At 34.4% G+C, this 15,640-nt stretch carries 18 protein-coding genes; 10 read left to right on the forward strand and 8 right to left on the reverse strand.

Annotated elements, in window-relative coordinates:
• Positions 1–222: 222 nt before the first annotated feature.
• A complete protein-coding gene (locus CW357_RS08320) occupies positions 223–1,101 on the reverse strand; it encodes a peptidylprolyl isomerase (RefSeq protein ID WP_124217785.1) in 879 nt (292 codons plus the stop codon).
• A 149-nt stretch (positions 1,102–1,250) separates the two neighbouring features.
• Between CW357_RS08320 and CW357_RS08325 the strand changes: the two genes are divergently transcribed.
• On the forward strand, positions 1,251–1,364 hold the full coding sequence (locus CW357_RS08325) for a YjcZ family sporulation protein (protein ID WP_119414564.1): 114 nt from the start codon (positions 1,251–1,253) through the stop codon (positions 1,362–1,364).
• A gap of 88 nt (positions 1,365–1,452) precedes the next feature.
• Here the strand turns inward: CW357_RS08325 and CW357_RS18570 are convergent, their stop codons facing one another.
• From CW357_RS18570 to CW357_RS08355, 6 genes are all read right to left on the reverse strand, one after another.
• Positions 1,453–1,638 carry a hypothetical protein gene (locus tag CW357_RS18570; RefSeq protein WP_119414565.1) on the reverse strand — a complete coding sequence of 62 codons (186 nt, stop codon included), beginning with the start codon at positions 1,636–1,638 and terminating at the stop codon, positions 1,453–1,455.
• Positions 1,639–1,711: 73 nt separating this feature from the next.
• Positions 1,712–2,257, reverse strand: a complete 546-nt coding sequence (locus tag CW357_RS08335; RefSeq protein WP_119414566.1) for a DUF3267 domain-containing protein — start codon at positions 2,255–2,257, stop codon at positions 1,712–1,714.
• Between the two features lie 233 nt (positions 2,258–2,490).
• Positions 2,491–3,012, reverse strand: coding sequence for an HTH-type transcriptional regulator Hpr (locus tag CW357_RS08340; protein ID WP_119414648.1), 522 nt, complete (start codon positions 3,010–3,012; stop codon positions 2,491–2,493).
• A gap of 114 nt (positions 3,013–3,126) precedes the next feature.
• A complete protein-coding gene (locus tag CW357_RS08345; protein WP_119414567.1) occupies positions 3,127–3,516 on the reverse strand; it encodes a YtxH domain-containing protein in 390 nt (129 codons plus the stop codon).
• A 180-nt stretch (positions 3,517–3,696) separates the two neighbouring features.
• Positions 3,697–4,224, reverse strand: coding sequence for a tryptophan transporter (locus CW357_RS08350; RefSeq protein WP_119414568.1), 528 nt, complete (start codon positions 4,222–4,224; stop codon positions 3,697–3,699).
• 196 nt (positions 4,225–4,420) lie between these two features.
• Entirely contained in the window at positions 4,421–4,846 is a 426-nt protein-coding gene (locus CW357_RS08355; protein WP_119414569.1) for an HIT family protein, read from the reverse strand.
• 104 nt (positions 4,847–4,950) lie between these two features.
• Here CW357_RS08355 and CW357_RS08360 point away from each other — a divergent pair, with 104 nt between their 5' ends.
• The 3 genes from CW357_RS08360 to CW357_RS08370 all read left to right on the forward strand — a co-directional run bounded on the left by CW357_RS08360 (position 4,951) and on the right by CW357_RS08370 (position 8,006).
• Positions 4,951–5,691, forward strand: a complete 741-nt coding sequence (locus tag CW357_RS08360; RefSeq protein WP_119414570.1) for an ABC transporter ATP-binding protein — start codon at positions 4,951–4,953, stop codon at positions 5,689–5,691.
• Entirely contained in the window at positions 5,684–6,865 is a 1,182-nt protein-coding gene (locus tag CW357_RS08365) for an ABC transporter permease (RefSeq protein WP_124217786.1), read from the forward strand. The genes CW357_RS08360 and CW357_RS08365 overlap by 8 nt, the downstream gene beginning before the upstream one ends.
• 130 nt (positions 6,866–6,995) lie before the next feature.
• Positions 6,996–8,006, forward strand: coding sequence for an LLM class flavin-dependent oxidoreductase (locus CW357_RS08370; protein ID WP_124217787.1), 1,011 nt, complete (start codon positions 6,996–6,998; stop codon positions 8,004–8,006).
• 152 nt (positions 8,007–8,158) lie between these two features.
• Here the strand turns inward: CW357_RS08370 and CW357_RS08375 are convergent, their stop codons facing one another.
• The gene (locus CW357_RS08375) at positions 8,159–8,668 is read right to left on the reverse strand and encodes an antibiotic biosynthesis monooxygenase family protein (protein ID WP_119414573.1); all 510 of its coding nucleotides are present in this window, start codon (positions 8,666–8,668) and stop codon (positions 8,159–8,161) included.
• Positions 8,669–9,034: 366 nt separating this feature from the next.
• On the opposite strand from CW357_RS08375, the gene hemE reads away from it, so the two are divergent.
• The 6 genes from hemE to CW357_RS08405 all read left to right on the forward strand — a co-directional run bounded on the left by hemE (position 9,035) and on the right by CW357_RS08405 (position 15,639).
• Complete coding sequence (hemE, locus tag CW357_RS08380; protein ID WP_119414574.1) at positions 9,035–10,087, forward strand: uroporphyrinogen decarboxylase; 1,053 nt, start codon at positions 9,035–9,037, stop codon at positions 10,085–10,087.
• Between the two features lie 17 nt (positions 10,088–10,104).
• Positions 10,105–11,040 (forward strand): ferrochelatase, encoded by a 936-nt coding sequence (gene hemH, locus CW357_RS08385; protein WP_119414575.1) that lies wholly within the window; start codon positions 10,105–10,107, stop codon positions 11,038–11,040.
• 9 nt (positions 11,041–11,049) lie between these two features.
• Positions 11,050–12,474: a protoporphyrinogen oxidase gene (hemY, locus tag CW357_RS08390; RefSeq protein WP_241155062.1), complete on the forward strand. Its 1,425-nt coding sequence runs from the start codon at positions 11,050–11,052 to the stop codon at positions 12,472–12,474.
• 134 nt (positions 12,475–12,608) lie between these two features.
• Positions 12,609–13,571: a YncE family protein gene (locus CW357_RS08395; protein ID WP_124217789.1), complete on the forward strand. Its 963-nt coding sequence runs from the start codon at positions 12,609–12,611 to the stop codon at positions 13,569–13,571.
• Positions 13,568–14,251, forward strand: a complete 684-nt coding sequence (locus tag CW357_RS08400) for a response regulator transcription factor (RefSeq protein ID WP_124217790.1) — start codon at positions 13,568–13,570, stop codon at positions 14,249–14,251. Before CW357_RS08395 ends, CW357_RS08400 begins: the two co-directional genes overlap by 4 nt.
• Positions 14,248–15,639, forward strand: a complete 1,392-nt coding sequence (locus CW357_RS08405; protein WP_119414579.1) for a sensor histidine kinase — start codon at positions 14,248–14,250, stop codon at positions 15,637–15,639. Before CW357_RS08400 ends, CW357_RS08405 begins: the two co-directional genes overlap by 4 nt.
• The last annotated feature ends 1 nt before the right edge of the window (position 15,640 follow it).

Below are 15,640 nucleotides of genomic sequence, written 5' to 3' on the forward strand. Positions count from 1 at the left end.
AGTATTTTCTTCAATGATTGGATCTAGTTTGACGGGAACAATCGTTAATTTGTTTGTTGGCATAAGTAAGCACCTCCTTAAATTAATACCTTTATAGTACCGGAGGTGCTGCTTTATTTATATGCGTTGTTTGAATACGGGTTTACGATTTAACGGAAAGTCGCCTGTTTTTTTGAAAACTGACTTATTCATTGTCCTAGCTTGTCCTGGACTTTAGAAAGATTATTTAGATGAGCTTTTGAATTGAGCTAATGCATCTTTTAAATCGTCATCTTTAATTTTTACGTCTGCATCTTTGATCAATTTGGATACTTTTGTTAGTAATTGAGATTGATCAGCTTCTTGAAGTTGTAATTTTTTCTTGATTTGAGCTTTATTGTCTTCGTAAGAACCTTCTACTTTTGCATCTCGTTCATCTTCTAATTTGATGATATGGTAACCGTAAGAAGATTTTACAGGTTCGCTAATTTCACCTTTTTTAAGCGCATATGCAGCTTTTGTGAATTCAGGAACCATTTTATCTGGACCAAACCAACCAAGTTCTCCACCTTGAGCTTGTGAACCTGTATCAGTAGAATATTTTTTAGCTAATTTAGCGAAATCTTCGCCTTTATCTAATTTAGCTTTCACTTCTTTAGCTGTTTTTTCATCAGCAACAAGAATATGACTAGCTTTTACTTCTTTTTTCATTTCTTCATAATAAGCTTTCATGTCAGCTTCAGATACTTTAACACCATCAGCTAATGCAGCTTCTTGTAACAGATTTAGTTTGACGCTACGTTTAAATGATTTTTCAGTCATATTTTGAGCTGCCAGAGCTTGTTTAAAGTCTTGTCCTTGGCTTTCCATTTGTTCTTTTTGCTTTTTGTATTCAGCACTTACTTCTTTATCAGATACTTTATATTTATCGCTTAATACTTTTTCGATGATGATTAATTGTAATGCGGAGTCACCGACTGAATCTTTCATTTCTTTGTAAAGTTGATCTTTTGTTACGTCTCCAACCTTTGAAGTAGCAACTTTTTCGTCACTCGCGTTACCGCAAGCTGACAATGCAAGTACGGATGCTGCAAGTGTTAATGATAAAACTGTTTTTTTCATCTTCCTTATCTCTCCCAACTTAAGTCACTTGAATATATGCAAATGTAACTATACCATAGAACGAAAAAAAATGGAAAAGGTTGCTGCAAAAAGCGCCTAGCAATGCTCTAAACAAATGCATAGGATAGGTAAGAAAGGGGGTGACAGACATGAGTGGAGGTTACCAAAATAACTACGGTTCTAACTCCTTTGCACTTGTGGTGGTACTATTCATCTTGTTGATCATTGTAGGTGCAGCATTTATGGGTTACGGAGGTTACTAATCAATAAAAGACCATTTACTAAATGTAAATGGTCTTTTCTATAGTTTTACAGGGCACGAGAAGCATCATGACCATGCGCAAGCCTATTCTATAAAGTAAACATCATTTCTAAGTAAAATGAAATTAATAAAATGGTAATAAGCACATTAATGGTGCGATAAATTTTAGGTTGCTTTTCCTCGGGAATTTCTTTCTGTGCGCACAAAGCGTACGTCATCCGATTAATTTGGAATAGATAGAACACCGAGAATAGGACGACAATGGCAATGATCAAGTCTTTTCCTCCCCTCTATATATACCCTTTTAGCATATCAAAAAAAAGACAGAAAATACAAGTTTGGTATCATTTAGTTATTTGTAGGCGAAATAAGGATTTCGAAGCCTTTATCTGTCTCTTCTATTAACGCTTGTTTGGGTGAACGTATTAAATGTTTTACATAAAGTAAATCCATTACACATAATCCACAGTGATAAGCTAATAAAATAGCAAAGTAATGTCTAAATGTAGGGAAAATAATTGCCCCAACTATGAGTATACTATTTAATACCATGAAAGGTACTATTAAAGCGACTATATAACGTGATTTCAAAATAGGCTCATGAATGCGCATAGCTAATACAGGAATAATTTTAAAGTGTTTTTCTATAGAAAAGCGTAATCTTGAACGATAACGCATCAATGGCAAAAAATGCAAAAGCTTATGAATAGGGTAGATCATTAAAAACACTAAAATGAATAGTGGAAATAATCGATCAGAGACTGGATTGTCTTTATAAGCCGTTATTGAAATGTAAAAAACAGAAAAGACCATCATAACAAATATTGCTGATATTAAGAAGATACGATGATGTCCATATTGTTTTTGTACATTAATGGTTTTCCAACAATGCAACTTGTAGCATCTCCAATTTTTTTATTTAATAAAATCATCGATACATAACATTAAAGGTTTTTAGAAGGAAAATCAAGCTTAATTTTTTTAAACAAGTTGCTATTTTTAAGAAGATACCATGTTAGATTGGCTTCTAATGCTGATTTGAATGAAATAAGTAGGTAGTTAAAGTTAGTATAAAAAAAACAACATCAAAATTTAAAGGAACCATTCATTGATGTTGGAACGATTATTTAATCTTCTATATTTTTTAAAGAATCTTCAAATATATCCATAAAGTCATCCCCATAAATGTTACGGATAAGGGCGACTAATTCTAAAAATTGCGGGAATTTACCGTACATTCCTTTTAAAGGAAGAGAACCTTCAATAATACTATGTCTAGAATGATTGAAGTTTTCGTATAGCTCTAAAAGCAATGATTGACCTTTTTCGGTGAGCTCAACATATGTATTTCTTTTATCATCATCACGTTTAGAGAATGATAGCAAGCCGCGTTCTTCTAAATTTTTTGAAAAATTAAAAGCTGTCGATACATGCATTACACCGAATTTAGCAATATCAGATATGGAAGCACCTTTCAAATTGTTAGCAATAAGTAACACATGGTGTTCATTAATATTCAAATCATAAGGTTTGATCCATGCTTGCCAATCTTTTTCTACGGCTTTCCAAAGGGCTTTTGATAATTGTGCAACACGTTGTGAGTAGAGCATGGCTTCTTTAGCCGTAAGTAATTCTTCAGACATAGCTATCACCACTTTCGTAATTTCTTAATATTATATCATTCTCTTACAAAAATATACAATAGAATAAAGAAATGTTATGCGAAGAAAATTTATCGTTATAATATTTTGTTTATTATTTAGCTAATTATTACTCTCTTTTTTGGCTTTTCTATTTTGAAACGCATTTATTTGCTGTTGAATTTCTTCAACAGAGCTTTGCAATGAAGAAATTTCTTGTTGAAGATGTTGTTGAATAGGAGCAGTTTCTTCTTGCCATACAGAAATAGATGATTTCGTATCCTCTAAAACAGCTGGAACAGCAACTTTTACTTCACTTTTAATATTATTAATGGAATTTTTGATATTCGTAACATGATGGCTTAAATCTTTTACTTGTTCATTTACAATATTTTTACCCGTTTTTAAAGTAGAGCGTAATTCTTTTCCGGATTGTGGTGTAGTTAGTAATACCGCTGCAGCACTACCCAATAGACCAGTTGTAAGTCCGAATAAAAAAGTTGAGGCTTTCATAAAATTCAGTCTCCTTTTTTCTTATAGTTATTTCCTCTTAATACTATATTAAAACAAGATATTAAAAAAATAAAATGGGGATAACTCGTGAGCTAAGTAAATACTTAAGAGTTATCCCATTTATCATATAAATAGAAGGAGTTGACCTATATAATACTGAAGGTCAACTCCTTCTTTTTGTTAGGCTTGATGTAAAGCTGTTGTAAATTTTGAACGTTTTACGAGATTCATAATAATTGGGTAAATTATTACGAAAGCTACAATATTAATAGCTACAGCGGGTAAGACCACTGTTAAGAATAGTGCTCCAAAAGGAATGTTAGCACCAGTAACTACAATTGCAGAACCTAAAAATACACTACCTGAGATAATTGTACCAATACCGGCAAGAATAGCTGATACAACAATTTTTTGAGCCATTTTTTTCAATAAAACAACAATGACATAAAAGATAAATGCTGTAACAAATTTGTCGATTATATTTGGTACAAATCCACCTGGGAATGTAGAAAATAGTCCTGAAATAATGCCGGTAGTCACAGCAAGAAGAAATACCTCTTTTACTCTAGGGAATAGTAGAATTCCGATGAACATCATTGTTAACATGAAGTCAGGTTTCATCCCACCATTAAACCCAGGAATAACAACATATAATGCTGCTCCCACACCAACGAGTAGTGCCATTAATACTAAATTTTTTGTATTCATTTCTCATCTCTCCTATTCAGTTGCCTAAGCTAAGCTAATGTTCTCCTTCCGTATCCTCTTGATCGAAAGCGAAAACTTATAATGATTTTACAATTTAATTGTTTGAAAGGCAATAGCGTATTCGGGTCATAAAGCAGAAAAAGCACAGAACAATTTCTGTGCTTTTAATACTCTCTATTCAATAGATAGAATTCTATTATTTGTTCAAGTTAGCTTTAATTTCTTCAGCTAGTTTTTGTAGGATTTCAGGAGTATATTCGTCTTCTTTTGTATTCCACGTAGGTTTAAAACCATCAGTTGCATCATATCTTGGTATAAAGTGTAAATGGAAGTGGAATACGCTTTGACCAGCGGGAGCACCATTATTATTTAATAGATTCATGCCAGCTGGCTTGAAAGTATCTTTAATCGCATTTGCGATACGAGGTGCAACCTTGAAAAGATTAGCAGCTGTTTCTTCGGACATTTCAAAAACGTTTGCCACATGCTCTTTTGGAATTAGTAAAGTATGTCCTTTTGTTAATGGACCGATATCCATAAACGCATAGACATACTCATCTTCATAGATTTTAGTACTTGGAATAGACCCATCGATAATTTTGCAAAATAAACAATCGCTCATGTAAAAACACACCTTTCACTATTTTGCTATTCATTTTACCACATAGGAACTGCTAGAAAGAGGAATTTTTGATAAACTGTAAATAAGAATGGGAGTGACTTTGAATGACGGTATTAGAATTACAATCTGTAACAGGTGGTTATACACGAAAACCTGTTATTCATGACTTATCTTTTTCTATTGAACCAGGGGAGCTGGTAGGATTAATCGGCTTAAATGGTGCTGGTAAAAGTACTACGATCAAACATATTATTGGAATAATGACACCACAAAAAGGAGAAATTTTGTTAAACGGTGTATCCATTAAAGACAATATGGATCAATATCGTTCTTCTTTCTCTTATATTCCAGAAACCCCGGTTCTTTACGATGAACTGACATTAAAAGAGCATCTTGAGTTGACTGCTATGGCTTATGGAATTGAATTAGAAACTATGGAAGAAAGAGTAGCACCCTTACTAAAAGAATTTAGAATGGAAAAAAGATTGAATTGGTTTCCTTCTCATTTTTCTAAAGGGATGCGCCAAAAAGTAATGATTATGTGTGCCTTTTTAGTCAATCCTTCTTTATATATTATTGATGAGCCATTTTTAGGTCTAGATCCATTAGCAATCCAATCATTATTAGACCAAATGGATGAAAAGAAAAAAGAAGGGGCATCTATTTTAATGTCAACGCATGTATTGGCTACCGCAGAAAAGCATTGCGATAAAATCCTATTATTGCATAACGGTCGTTTGCGTGCATTTGGTACAATGGATGACTTACGCCAAACATTCAATATGCCGAACGCAACATTAGATGATTTATATATCGCGATGACAAAGGAGCAAGATGATGAATAGCTTGCATGATGTTTGGCGTGCGCGGTTTACCCATTATATGGGGGAAGTTCAAAAGTATTTGCGATTCGTCTTTACTGGTCATTTAGCTATTGTTATTATGTTCGTTCTTGGAGCAGCGGGCTATAAATACAGTGAATGGCTAAAAACAGCATCCAGTGATTTTCCTTCAATATTATTAGCGACAGTAATTCTGGGAATTGTATTGGGAATTAGTAGACCTATTACGTTAATTCGAAAACCAGACGAGGTATATTTACTCCCTCTGGAGACAAAATTACCTCTATATTTTAGCAAGGCTTTAAGATATACATTTGGCTCACAAATTATCCTTGTTGCTCTTCTTTATATTGTGACATGGCCGATGCTTCGACAAGTTGCGGGTCTAGAACCGTTAACGATATTCATCGGATTAGTTGTAGCACTTCTATTGAAGTGGTGGAATATTTATAGTGAGTTCAGTTACAGATGGGCTTATAAGGGTCACAATGTTTGGATGGATCGGATTGTTCGGATGGTGTGCTCATTTGCCATGCTTTTCTCTGTTTTGAACGTTCAATTTATTCCGATGATTGTTCTGATCTTAATCATCGTATCTTATCCGATGTCATGGAAAAAGAAAGTTCAACAAACACCATTCCCATATGAACATTTTGTTAGATTAGAAGAAAATCGTATGATGGGGATTTACCGATTTGCAAATTATTTTACAGATGTACCTAATATACATGGAAGTATAAGACGTCGTGCATGGTTAGATGGAGTTTATAAACTTATACCATATGCAAAACAAAATACGCAGGAATATTTAATATTCCGTTCATTTATACGGACAGATGATCATTTCTTTTTATGGCTTCGTTTAACGGTGATTTCTGCATTAGCTGCAGCCTTTGTTAACATTCCTATTGCCATTGGCGTAGTCGTGGCAGCATTATCATTTGCAACTGCTATTCAGTTGAAACAAGCATTAATAACATCAAATGATTTCAGAATGGACATGTTGTATCCTTTACCAAAGAATGCGCGTGAAAAAGCAGCGGTTAAAATAGTGCGGTATACTATTATTGTACAAGCAATTGTTGTGTTACTTGCAGGATTAGGAATACCATATTTCTATGTACAAGGATTAATCGTACTAGTAGTTGGTGAACTTACACTTCGTTTAAGTAAATAACGAATTATAAAAGGGTGCCCTTAAGGAGTTTTTATTCTTTAAAGAGCATCCTTTTTTATGATTGTTCTCAAATGATATATATTGATTGTGAGAGATTAAAGTTTAACCTCATGAAAGGGGATTGAAATAAGTGACGAAAAAGCAAAAGAAATTAAAGGATATTGAGCTTTCTGTGTTAGATTTAGTATCTGTATTAAAAGATCATGATGCATCATATTCTTTCCAACATAGTTTGGAGTTAGCGCAAAATGTAGAAAAGTTAGGGTACAAACGTTATTGGTTTGCAGAACATCATAATAGTCCGAGTATCGCTAGTTCCGCAACATCATTGTTAATCGGTTATGTTGCACAAGGAACGAAAACAATTCGAGTGGGATCAGGAGGTATAATGCTTCCTAATCATGTCCCTTTAGTAATTGCAGAACAATTCGGTACGTTAGATGCATTATATCCAGACCGCATTGACTTAGGTCTAGGAAGAGCACCAGGTACAGATCCAATAACAGCTCAAGCACTTCGTAGGAATTTGCAAAGTTCGGGTGAAGATTTCCCAGAGAATGTACTAGAATTACAACGTTATTTAAGCAATAATCCAGATGGTCATGTACATGCATATCCTGGTGAAGGTTCAAACGTACCATTATATTTACTAGGATCAAGCCTTTTCAGTGCACGCCTTGCTGGAATGTTAGGATTGCCATATGCATTTGCTAGCCATTTTGCACCGACATATTTAATGGAAGCACTTCGAATGTATAGAGAATCATTCCAACCATCCGAGCAATTAAAAGAACCATACACGATTGCTTGTGTCAATGTAATTGCGGCCGATACAAATGAGGAAGCAAGAAAAATGTCGACGAGTCTATATTTGCATTTTTTGAACATTGTTCGTAATACAAAAAATAAATTACTACCACCAGTAGATGATATGGAAAATTATTGGTCAGAATCCGAAAAGAATATGGTTATGCAGTCATTGTATTATTCATTTATCGGAGACCAAGAAACGATTGAACATGATCTTGGAGCTTTTGTTGAAAGAACAGGCGTGGATGAAATAATGGCTGTTTCACATATTTATGATCCAGCCTCACGTATACGTTCATATGAAATATTAGCTTCGGCAGTAAAAGAGTAGAAATAACAATATCTATGGGTAAGTTGAGAGCCTCCTAACGTGAAGGAGGCTCTTTTCATCCGTATAAAGAGTGATTCAGTAGTGAAAATCAACCACAAATTCGGAGAAGATAAATTCCTTTTAGCCGAGCGAATCACTCAACTTTTAATGATTTATAGCTCCTCTTCATCAGGGCGCTTTGTCACATATATTTTTACATAAGGAGCACTTGTGAAAATATTTCCACGATCTACTCCATTTACATCTTCATGGGTTTCTTTATAGGAACTGGATGCCTTCCATGCTTCAAATGAATGTGGACCAGTCCATTCAGTAAGAGAAATATATGTTTCGTCATGCAAAGGTCTTAGTAAACGAAATGCGATTAAACCGGGTTCGTTTTCAATCGCTTTAATCGTGTCTAAGAAACGATCTTCAAATATTTTTCGACTTTCACTTTTAACAGGAATATGGTTCATAACAAAATAGCCATGTTCGTCTAAGGTATTGATATTACCTATAACTTCATAGCTTCTCGGGGTAGCAAACACACTTTTTTTATCAGATTCATGAAGTAGAACTGTATTTCCTTCACCATATAAAACAATCATATCTTCTTTCGAAAACTTCTTTTTTAGACTTTCCATAAATTCTGGTGTTCCAGAAGTTAAATATAAATACATAGAAATTCCACCTTTGTAAGCTAATTTGAATTCTTGCAACAGTACAAGAAAATTTAATACATTATATTAGAGAAGTATGAACGAGTAATCCTATCAAGAAAAATCAATGTCTATCTCGGAAATCATCCCTCTAAATCGACAAAAAATGGTATAAACATTATGAAAGAAAGTTAATAATAGTATATCCTTTAAATTAGAAAATATCATAAGTAGACACTTTGTCAAAAAGATGTCATCAATTTATACATTTTTTTGACAATCAGCTCGTTGAACTATACAACGCTTGAAGAAACGTCTATTATGAACAATGGATATGAATGTCGAATTAAATAATTACTGAATTGATGAAAGGACGGTTTACTGTTCATGGGAACATTTAATGATACGCTTTTACGCGCAGCACGAGGTGAAAGGACAGCCTATACACCAGTTTGGTACATGCGACAAGCAGGTCGTTCACAACCTGAATATCGCAAGATTAAAGAAAAATATTCACTAGAAGAAATAACGCACCAACCAGAATTATGTGCTTATGTAACGCACTTACCAGTACAAAATTATGATGTGGATGCAGCGATTTTATACAAAGACATCGTTACTCCTTTACCTGGTATGGGAATAGATGTGAAGATTAAAGGCGGAGTAGGCCCTGTTATTTCCAATCCTATTCGCTCGGCGCAAGATGTAAAGAATCTTAGAGAATTTAATCCTGAGGAGCATGTTCCGTTCGTCCTTGATACGATAAAGTTATTGACTAAAGAACAACTTAATGTACCTTTAATCGGCTTTGCCGGAGCACCATTTACATTGGCAAGTTATTTAATAGAAGGCGGTCCCTCTAAAAACTATGCGTTGACAAAATCATTTATGGTGTCACAACCAGAAGCATGGTTCCTTTTGATGGAGAAACTTGGAGATATGGTGATTACAGATTTAAAAGCACAGATTAAAGCAGGTGCTAAAGCATTCCAAATCTTCGACTCATGGGTGGGTGCTTTAAGTCATCGAGACTATAGCATTTTCATCAAACCGGTTATGGAACGTATTTTTAATGAGCTAAAAGGCGAAGGTGTACCGATGATCTTATTTGGTGTAGGTGCAAGTCACTTAGCACTAGATTGGCAAGATCTACCGTTAGATGTAGTTGGATTAGATTGGCGTTTACCTATTAGAGAAGCGCGTGAAATGGGTATTACAAAACCTGTTCAAGGAAATCTTGATCCAACATTATTATTAGCTGATTGGTCAATTCTTGAAGCTCGTACAAAAGAGATTATTGATCAAGGGTTAGAAGTGCCAGGTCATATCTTCAATTTGGGCCATGGAGTATTTCCATCAGTAAATCCAGATGTTTTAAAACGATTAACAACTTTAATACATGAATATAGTGCGCAAAAAATAAAAGCGCATTCATTATAATCTTGAGGTGATTAGAAATGAAAAAACAAATCGGACTATTAGTAATGGCTTATGGAACGCCAAAAAACGATGATGATTTAATTCCTTATTATACACATATTCGCCACGGACACCGTCCTAGTGATGAACATATTGAAGATTTACGCAGCCGTTATAAAGCAATCGGTGGAATTTCACCACTTGCTGAAACAACTGAAAAACAAGGAAAAGCATTAGAAAAACGTTTAAATGAAGTACAAGATGAAGTTGAGTACAAATTATATATTGGCTTAAAACATATTGCGCCTTTTATCGAAGATGCAGTTGAAAAAATGCATAATGATGGTATTACTGAAGCAGTCTCACTAGTTTTAGCACCACATTTTTCTTCATTCTCAACAAAATCATATAATACTCGTGCAACAGATAAAGCAAAGGAACTTGGCAATTTAACTATTTATACTATTGATAGCTGGTATAAAGAAGAAAAATATCTTCAATATTGGACAGAAAAAATCAATGCAGAATTTGCTGCAATGTCTGATGAAGAACGTGAAAAGGCTTGCTTAATCGTTTGTGCTCATTCTCTACCAGAAAAAATTATCGCTATGGGTGATCCATATGCAGATCAACTACATGAAACAGCAGAAATTCTTCAACAACGTACAGGCGTGAAAAACATGGAATTTGGTTGGCAATCTGCCGGTCAAACAAAAGATCCATGGCTTGGACCAGATGTACAAGATTTAACACGTGAGTTATATAACAAGAAAGGCTATCGTTCATTTGTATATACACCAGTTGGTTTTGTAGCTGAGCACTTAGAAGTTCTTTATGATAATGATTATGAATGTAAAACTGTTTGTGAAGAACTAGGAGCAAACTACCATCGTCCAGCAATGCCAAATGACAATCCATTATTTATAGATGCATTAGTTGATGTAGTACAAAAAACATTAGTAGCTCATGCTTAATAGAAAGTGATGATTGATGTGACTGAACAAAAGCGAAGGGTTGCCGTTATCGGAGGGGGGATTACGGGCTTAACAGCTGCGTTCTTTTTGCAACAAGAAGCAAGAAAACAGAAGCTACCGCTTGAGATTGTCCTTATAGAAGCAAGTCACAGATTAGGTGGCAGTATTCAAACAGTAAAAAAGGATGACTTTATCATTGAAAGAGGTCCAGATTCTTTTTTTGCGAAAGATCAAGTAGTTGTAGATTTATCAAAACAGTTAGGGATTGAAGACCAGCTAATCAGTAATTCCCCGGGAAAATCTTATGTAGCTATCAATAATCAACTTTCCCCCATTCCAAAAGGTTCTATTTTAGGAATACCAACTGAAATTTTGCCCTTTGCTAAGTCTGATGCGATTTCTTGGAGTGGAAAGTTAAGGACGGCTTGTGATTTATTATTACCTCCATCTGACATAAGTCAAGATCAATCATTAGGTAAGTTTTTACGTAAACGATTTGGAGAAGAGACTGTTGAAAATTTAATCGAACCTATATTATCGGGAGCGTATTCGGGTGATATCGATTTATTGAGTTTACATGAAACACTTCCGAATTTATCTAATGCTTGTAGAAAACATCGCAGTGTGATTAAAGGTATTCAAAAGGAAACATCTAAACTAAAAGAAGGTGCAAATGGATACTCTTATCTAACGTTAAAGGACGGTTTGGAGAGTTTAATCGATGCTTTAGAGCAAGCGTTAGAAATGGCTATTATTTATAAAAGTGTTCGGGTTCAAAGTATTACAAAATCGAAGGATAAAATAATACTGTCACTAAATAATCAGCATTCTATCTTTGTAGATGGTGTGATTGTTGCGACTTCACATCAAATGGCAACAAAGTTATTTGAGCGAGAAGGTATTTTGAAAAGTTTACTCGATATTCCAGTGAATTCATTTGCGACGGTTTCAATGATTTTTCCACACAACACCATCAAGAAAGCGTTTGATGGATATGGCTTTTTTGTCTCTAGAAGTAGTGAATATTCTATCACTGCATGTTCTCTTACTCATCGCAAATGGCCACACAAAGTCCCTGGAGATTATGAAGTGATTAAGAGCTATGTAGGACGAGCAGGTGATGAATCTATCGTTGAACTGTCTGATTCAGAAATTGAAAAAATTGTCTTACAAGATTTAAAAAGCACCCTTAAAGTTGCTGGAAAACCAATTCATACAGTAGTATCCCGTTTTAAAAAGGCAATGCCGATTTATACAATAGGACATCAAAAAAGAGTTGAACAGGCGAAAAAAGAATTGCATGAGTCATACCCGACTATTCGTCTTGCTGGAAATGCTTATGAAGGCTTCAGTTTAACCGATTGTATTTTACAAGGGGAAAATGCGGCAAAAGAAGTTATAGCATCAATATTCCAAAAAGAACTCTGTCTCTAGTAAGAGATGGAGTTCTTTTGTTTTAATAGTTACATTTAGCTTTGCGAACGTTATTATTTCTTCAAAAAATAGCTAAGAAGACTTCATTTATATTTCACATTTACAAAGTAAAATAGTATATAGAGGTGATGCTTGTGATTTGGAGAAAAATGTGGATTTTATGGATCGTCAGTTTTGCACTAATTCTTAGTGGATGCGGTGAGACTACATACCCTGCAATATCTAAAACAAAAAATTTTGTAGCATCTGTAAATTTACAAGCACCATCAATCAGTTTTATAAACGATAAAGGAAAAGTATTTACAACATGGAAACTAGATGAAGGATATACTGGTGCAACATTAATAGATCATGATTATATTTTGCTGTATGGATATCAGTTAAAAAAAGCAACTGTCTATAACTTGAGCACGGGTAAACAAGAATACACCATTGCTACTGGAATTGGTATAACAAATGCTATTTATGATAAAAAACATCAAAAAGTGTATCTAGCAAACGGGAAAACCAACCGTATTTCGGCATATTTTAGTAATGGAAAATTAGCCAAAACTCAAAAGGTAGGAAATTACCCTATGTCCATGATCATCCATGATCAGCAACTTTATATAGTAAATTACAAAGATACTACTTTATCAATATTGCAGACAAATACTTTAAAACCTTTAAAAGAGTGGACTATTGAGAAGTCATCAAATGGTATGCAGATTGTTAAGAATAAGGAATTATGGATTGGTGGTCATGGTGAGGGGATTAAACCAAACTCAACGGCCGATATTTATGACTTACAAACAGGTGAAAGAATATCACAGATTAAACTACCTTTAATGCCTGTTGGTTTTGCAAAGAGTCAAGATCGCGTCTATGTTATTAGTCATGGTGATAGTGCACTTTCTGAAGTGGATTTCAATGGTAAGGTAATTCGTAAAATGGAAGTTGGGGCGAATCCCTTTACTGTAACAATCTTTAAAGACAACATAGTGGTAGCTGGATATGATGATCATCACGTCTATTTTTTACAAAATGGGAAAATTGCTAAAACAATCAATGTAGGTAAAGGACCTTTCCAATTGCTTGTCAGGGGGAACGAAGAATGACGACAATATTAATTGTAGATGATGAACAAGATATGAGAAATTTAGTTGAAGTAATGTTAAGCCAGTCTGGTTTTCAATCTCTTCAAGCGAATGGAGGACAAGAAGCGTTTAAGCTGCTAAAAGAACATCATATAGACTTAGTTATTTTAGATGTAATGATGCCAGAGATGGACGGCTTTTCTGTTTGTGCTGAAATAAGAAAGGAATCTGATGTCCCCATTATTTTCTTGACAGCAAAGGATGCGAATGAGGATAAAGTAAAAGGACTAACAATTGGTGCTGATGATTATGTAGTAAAACCGTTTTCTGCATCAGAGCTAATAGCTAGGATACAAGCCGTATTAAGAAGAACTGAAGGAGAAGTTGTTGAAGATACCAATCATCTAATTGTTAAGGGAGAAATAGAATTAGATGATGTGTCAAGAAAAGTTAGTGTGAGTGGTAAAGTTGTTCCATTAACATTAAAGGAATTCGAAATCCTGCATTTGTTTATGAATAACGAAAGTGTAGTCTATACACGAGAACAACTTTTAGAAATTATATGGGATGCACATTATAGCGGTGGTACTAGAACGGTTGATACACATATTAAAACATTAAGATTAAAACTAGGAGCAAAGACCGGAAAATATATACAAACTGTATGGGGATTGGGGTATCGATTCGAGGTTGCAAAATGAAAAAATTATCCACGAAAATTTGGACAGTCATTGTAGCTTTTTTAGCCATTACAATATTATTTATGTATGTTCTTACGGATTTCTTATATGAAGGCCTTTATGTAAAAGACGCAGAAGATTCAATGGTTGAAGTTGGAGAAAAATTGTCAACAATCTATAATGGTGGAAAAGTAACTGATGAATTTATCCAAAAGATTGATGAATATAATGATTACTCGAATATAAATGTGTTTGCAGTTCGGAATCCTAGAGAACTAAGTGCATGTGTACCATTTGATATCGATTATGATACTTTAATCGGTGCAGATGAACGACAGCAGCTTCTTGAGGGGAAAACAATCACAAAAAAAGGCTATGAAAAGCGTTTTGATCGCCAAGTAATTTCAGCCATTATTCCATTAACTGATCAAAAACGTTTAGAGGGGATTATCTATATATACTTCCCGCTTGCTAAAATAACAGAAATGGCTTCAAAAGAAGTCTTTATCTTACTTGGCAGTGCAGCTATCTTTATAGTCTTAATTGGATTTGGTGTGTTTAAAGGTATCAAGCATATTATGAAACCATTAAAAGAGTTGCAAAATGCAGCTGAAAAGATGGCCGTGGGTAATTATGAAACTCGAGTTGAAGTAAAATCTAAAGATGAAATAGGAGAACTTGCACAAACCTTCAACAAAATGGCCACATCAATACAACGCGAGGATGAAGCTCAAAAGCAATTTCTAGCAACAGTTTCCCATGAATTGCGGACACCCATTAGTTATGTAAAAGGATATGGAGAAGCATTGCAGAATGGATATATAGAGGAATCACAAAGACAAGAGACGCTTTCTCTTATTGTTCGGGAAGCAAATCGCTTAGAAAAACTGACAAATGAATTATTGCAATTATCAAGAGCTGTTAACCAAACAGAATCCGGACCCTTATATCCTTTGCCGCTGGCGGAAACTTTACGTGAAGTTGTAACAATTACGGAGCAAAAAGCTTACTTAAAATCAATTAGTTTGAGAACAGACATTGATGAAGATATCATTATTAATGCAAACGAGGAAAAAATTAAGCAAATAATGATTAATCTTATAGAAAATGGACTGCGATATTCTAAAGAAGGAACAGAGATTATTCTAAGTTCAAAGAGAAAAGAGAATATGGCAATTATAACTGTACAAGATCATGGTATTGGAATACCTGCTGAAGACTTACCACATATAACTGAACGCTTTTATCGAGTCAATAAAGCACGAAGCAGAAGTGATGGAGGTAGTGGATTAGGTCTTTCTATTGTAGATCAGCTTGTAAAATATCATAAAGGAACTTGGCATATAGATAGTGAATTAGGTAATGGTACAAAAGTGACTATACAAATACCATTAATAAAGGAGATTTAAA

Origin of the sequence: Rummeliibacillus sp. TYF005 (assembly GCF_003844195.1) — a bacterium.
In the GTDB taxonomy this organism is placed as follows: domain Bacteria; phylum Bacillota; class Bacilli; order Bacillales_A; family Planococcaceae; genus Rummeliibacillus.

What these genes read in the sequence shown, in the direction of transcription:
- CW357_RS08320 (WP_124217785.1), bottom strand. Translation starts at nt 1,101, where the DNA reads ATGAAAAAAACAGTTTTATCATTAACACTTGCAGCATCCGTACTTGCA.
- CW357_RS08325 (WP_119414564.1), top strand. Translation starts at nt 1,251, where the DNA reads ATGAGTGGAGGTTACCAAAATAACTACGGTTCTAACTCCTTTGCACTT.
- CW357_RS08345 (WP_119414567.1), bottom strand. Translation starts at nt 3,516, where the DNA reads ATGAAAGCCTCAACTTTTTTATTCGGACTTACAACTGGTCTATTGGGT.
- CW357_RS08350 (WP_119414568.1), bottom strand. Translation starts at nt 4,224, where the DNA reads ATGAATACAAAAAATTTAGTATTAATGGCACTACTCGTTGGTGTGGGA.
- CW357_RS08355 (WP_119414569.1), bottom strand. Translation starts at nt 4,846, where the DNA reads ATGAGCGATTGTTTATTTTGCAAAATTATCGATGGGTCTATTCCAAGT.
- CW357_RS08360 (WP_119414570.1), top strand. Translation starts at nt 4,951, where the DNA reads ATGACGGTATTAGAATTACAATCTGTAACAGGTGGTTATACACGAAAA.
- CW357_RS08365 (WP_124217786.1), top strand. Translation starts at nt 5,684, where the DNA reads ATGAATAGCTTGCATGATGTTTGGCGTGCGCGGTTTACCCATTATATG.
- CW357_RS08375 (WP_119414573.1), bottom strand. Translation starts at nt 8,668, where the DNA reads ATGTATTTATATTTAACTTCTGGAACACCAGAATTTATGGAAAGTCTA.
- hemE (WP_119414574.1), top strand. Translation starts at nt 9,035, where the DNA reads ATGGGAACATTTAATGATACGCTTTTACGCGCAGCACGAGGTGAAAGG.
- hemH (WP_119414575.1), top strand. Translation starts at nt 10,105, where the DNA reads ATGAAAAAACAAATCGGACTATTAGTAATGGCTTATGGAACGCCAAAA.
- hemY (WP_241155062.1), top strand. Translation starts at nt 11,050, where the DNA reads ATGATTGATGTGACTGAACAAAAGCGAAGGGTTGCCGTTATCGGAGGG.
- CW357_RS08400 (WP_124217790.1), top strand. Translation starts at nt 13,568, where the DNA reads ATGACGACAATATTAATTGTAGATGATGAACAAGATATGAGAAATTTA.
- CW357_RS08405 (WP_119414579.1), top strand. Translation starts at nt 14,248, where the DNA reads ATGAAAAAATTATCCACGAAAATTTGGACAGTCATTGTAGCTTTTTTA.